The organism is Clostridium sp. AF22-10, assembly GCF_003478725.1.
GTDB classification, from domain to species: domain Bacteria; phylum Bacillota; class Clostridia; order Lachnospirales; family Lachnospiraceae; genus Otoolea; species Otoolea fessa.
On the sequence record NZ_QUFZ01000056.1, the window covers coordinates 1 to 2,998 of the forward strand.

The 2,998-nt window shown below is 46.4% G+C and carries 2 protein-coding genes, 5 tRNA genes and 1 rRNA gene; all 8 read right to left on the reverse strand.

The window, feature by feature from the left end; translation table 11 throughout:
- Nucleotides 1-155 precede the first annotated feature (155 nt).
- Nucleotides 156-734, reverse strand: a complete 579-nt coding sequence (locus DWX91_RS16080; protein ID WP_347561298.1) for a M48 family metallopeptidase — start codon at nucleotides 732-734, stop codon at nucleotides 156-158.
- Complete coding sequence (locus tag DWX91_RS16085; protein WP_022358685.1) at nucleotides 697-1,122, reverse strand: hypothetical protein; 426 nt, start codon at nucleotides 1,120-1,122, stop codon at nucleotides 697-699. The genes DWX91_RS16080 and DWX91_RS16085 overlap by 38 nt, the downstream gene beginning before the upstream one ends.
- Before the next feature lie 620 nt (nucleotides 1,123-1,742).
- Nucleotides 1,743-1,816, reverse strand: a tRNA-Arg gene (locus DWX91_RS16090).
- Nucleotides 1,817-1,972: 156 nt separating this feature from the next.
- Nucleotides 1,973-2,045, reverse strand: a tRNA-Val gene (locus tag DWX91_RS16095).
- A 61-nt stretch (nucleotides 2,046-2,106) separates the two neighbouring features.
- A tRNA-Asp gene (locus tag DWX91_RS16100) sits at nucleotides 2,107-2,180 on the reverse strand.
- A 38-nt stretch (nucleotides 2,181-2,218) separates the two neighbouring features.
- Nucleotides 2,219-2,292: transfer RNA gene (locus DWX91_RS16105), tRNA-Ile, on the reverse strand.
- A 22-nt stretch (nucleotides 2,293-2,314) separates the two neighbouring features.
- Nucleotides 2,315-2,387 (reverse strand) — tRNA-Asn (locus tag DWX91_RS16110).
- Nucleotides 2,388-2,893: 506 nt separating this feature from the next.
- Nucleotides 2,894-2,998 (reverse strand): 23S ribosomal RNA (locus tag DWX91_RS16115); the annotation flags it as partial.

The following is a 2,998-nucleotide window of genomic DNA, read 5'->3' on the forward strand; positions in this document are numbered from 1 at the left end:
TGCTTTTGTGGCTGATTTTCCGCCAGCCGCACCCGAATTTCATCAACGTACGCACCGCGTACGCCTCAGAAATTTGGGCACAACTGACAAAAAATCATCTCACAAAATCAAGCACAGAAAGCTTCCGAGAGTACATCTATGTCTGTGCTTCTTTTCTATATCACATACTCCCTAAGCCGCCTGCGCCGTTCCCGCCAGTCCGGCAGTATATTCTCCACCTGCGTCCAGAAACGCGCGGAATGGTTCATTTCCAGCCGGTGTGCCAGCTCATGGACAATCACATAATTCATCAGATCCTCCGGCAAAAGTGCCAGCCGCCAGTTAAAATTTAGGTTTCCAGCTGCGCTGCAGCTTCCCCAACGCGTTTTCTGGTTCCGGATTGTGATTTTTCCATAGGTTACGCCCATGCACGCCGCATATAAAGCAACCCGGTGCATGAGCACCGGGCGCAGCTTCTCTGTGAAATTTCGGATTTCTTCCGCTCCATAGGTTTTCCGGTTCTTCTGGCGTTCCACTGCTTCTTTATAGTGAACCTCAATCCAGTCGCGGTGTTCCTCGGCAAACCGCATCGCAGCCTGCACCGAAGCCCTCCTCGGAATCCGAAGTACCAGGCGTCCTTCCGCCGTGATCTGGATGGCGATCGTCTTCCGGGAAGACCGAACCACCTCACATGGAATCAATCCTTCTTCCGGCTCATCAGATAACGGAGAATGCCATGGGTTTTGTATCCTCAAGTATTGCATACAATTTCCCGTCTCTTTCATCGATTGTGCGCGCCGCATCTTCCAGTGCGCGTTCCAGACGTTTTTCCAGTTCTTTCTTCTCATCATCCGCCGCTTCATCCCGGATTACTTCCAGGCAGTAATCATCTGCCAGGCGGGCAGCCAGCATCTGTACCAGACCATCCAATGTCTTCTCCGGTGTCTCCAGAATTTTCTTAAACTCCGGATCCTCCGGCTGTTCTTCTGTATCCATCTCATACGGATCCCGCTCGTTCATCTCAATCACATTCATCCATTCCGGTTTTTCATCGGCATTGGTAAAATTCATCTGACCGACCAGGCAGTCGTAAATCTCTGCCTCGCTCGATATCTGCTTCATATCTAACTGAACTAACTGCATCTCTTCTCCTTTCCGCTGTGTCAGAATCCGTGATGCATCTCCCAGCTTCTTCCCAGCCTTTCTATTTTATTCTGCCCACTTAAAACCTACGCGTTCAGCAGCGCCACCGCTGCAAAAAACGGCACCAGCCATTTCGCGACAGAACCAATTTTTATCAGATATTCTGTTTTCATAATTCCTCCACGCGGTCTTTCATAGAAACCGCAAAGCTATCTGCCTTGATAGGGACAGCCCTATTATTATATCGGTCATGCGGTAAAAAGTCAATTCCGGGCTGTCGTAAACGGAATAAAGAATGTGCTCAGGGTTACGGTTCGCACGCGTGTGCCCATCAACGGGATTTTGCCGATACTGCACATTCCAAATCGACAAAATCTGCTGCCAGAACTGTATCGTAGGGAATTTTCAGTTCAGAAAATTCCTACCTGTGAACAGTTGCTGCCTTGACACATTCTCGCGCCGAGCGCGTCGCTTGCGACAACATGCATCTTCGCGCGAGTGCACATCATTGGCACGTTAGTGCCTTTTTGTGTAATAGGAAATTCCTTTGAATTCCCTATTACACAAAAAAAGCACCCTCAAAAGGATGCTTTTTGCTCTCTGACAACCAGAGAAATCGACGTGCGTGAGAAGATTCGAACTCCCGACACCTTGGTCCGTAGCCAAGTGCTCTATCCAGCTGAGCTACACACACATACTTTTTATTCTTAACGAACAAGTCATATTATACAACTCATTCTGAAGAATGTCAACTGTTTTTTAGATTTTTTTAAATTTCTTTTATTGTTGATTCATTTCAAATTATATCGATATATCAAGCAGAAATTCTTCTTACTTTCCGACAATGAAATGGGGCCTACAGGGCTCGAACCTGTGACCCTCTGCTTGTAAGGCAGATGCTCTCCCAGCTGAGCTAAGACCCCATTACGATACTCTGTCCCTCAATCCGCTTACGCGAACCAATTTATAACAGTCGTATCAAAACGACCCGGATGGGGATCGAACCCACGACCTCCGCCGTGACAGGGCGGCGCTCTAACCAGCTGAGCCACCGGGCCAAATATTAAATTATTTATTTACCTCATATTGGGTAGAGTGGACCTTCGGGGACTCGAACCCGGGACCGACCGGTTATGAGCCGGTTGCTCTAACCAACTGAGCTAAAGGTCCATAAAGTATATGGATCAAAAAACTCCCCGAGTAGGACTCGAACCTACGACAGCGCGGTTAACAGCCGCGTGCTCTACCGACTGAGCTATCGAGGAATATTGCTTTCCAACAACGTAGATAAGTATAACCGATTATATTTTAAATGTCAACTACTTTTTCAAAAAAATCGAAAAATCTATTCTTTTCATCGGATGTTACCGTCTTCTCGCTGCATGAGCAGCATGACGCATCCTTAAATTTCTGGTTCAGAACTCATATAATCTTGGCAAAAATAGAAAGAGATAGTCTTTCTGACGACGCAGAAATAGCACAGCACTCAAAAAGAGATGTGCAAAACACCAGATACCTCCGCGGCTATAAAAAGCAGAAAACAATGAGTTTTCTGTCAACGCATACGTGCGCATCATTGGCACGTTAGTACCTTTTTGTGTAATAGGGACTTCCAAGGAATTTCCTATTACACAAAAAAACCGTCATACATTTCTGTACAACGGTCTTCTTTACATATCTTCAAAACTGCACACTGAATTTCTTCTACTTCTATCTTTCATCCTTCAGGAAATAACTTCCTCTTACCTATCCAATTCTTAACCATATCCTTTTGGTTAAGCCCTCGACCGATTAGTAACAGTCAGCTTCACGTATTACTACGCTTCCACCTCTGCCCTATCTACCTCGTCGTCTTCAAGGGGTCTTACTACTTGCG

Bases quoted from the DNA above. Each gene is read 5' to 3' on its own strand.
- DWX91_RS16085 (WP_022358685.1), bottom strand. From the start codon at position 1,122: ATGCAGTTAGTTCAGTTAGATATGAAGCAGATATCGAGCGAGGCAGAG.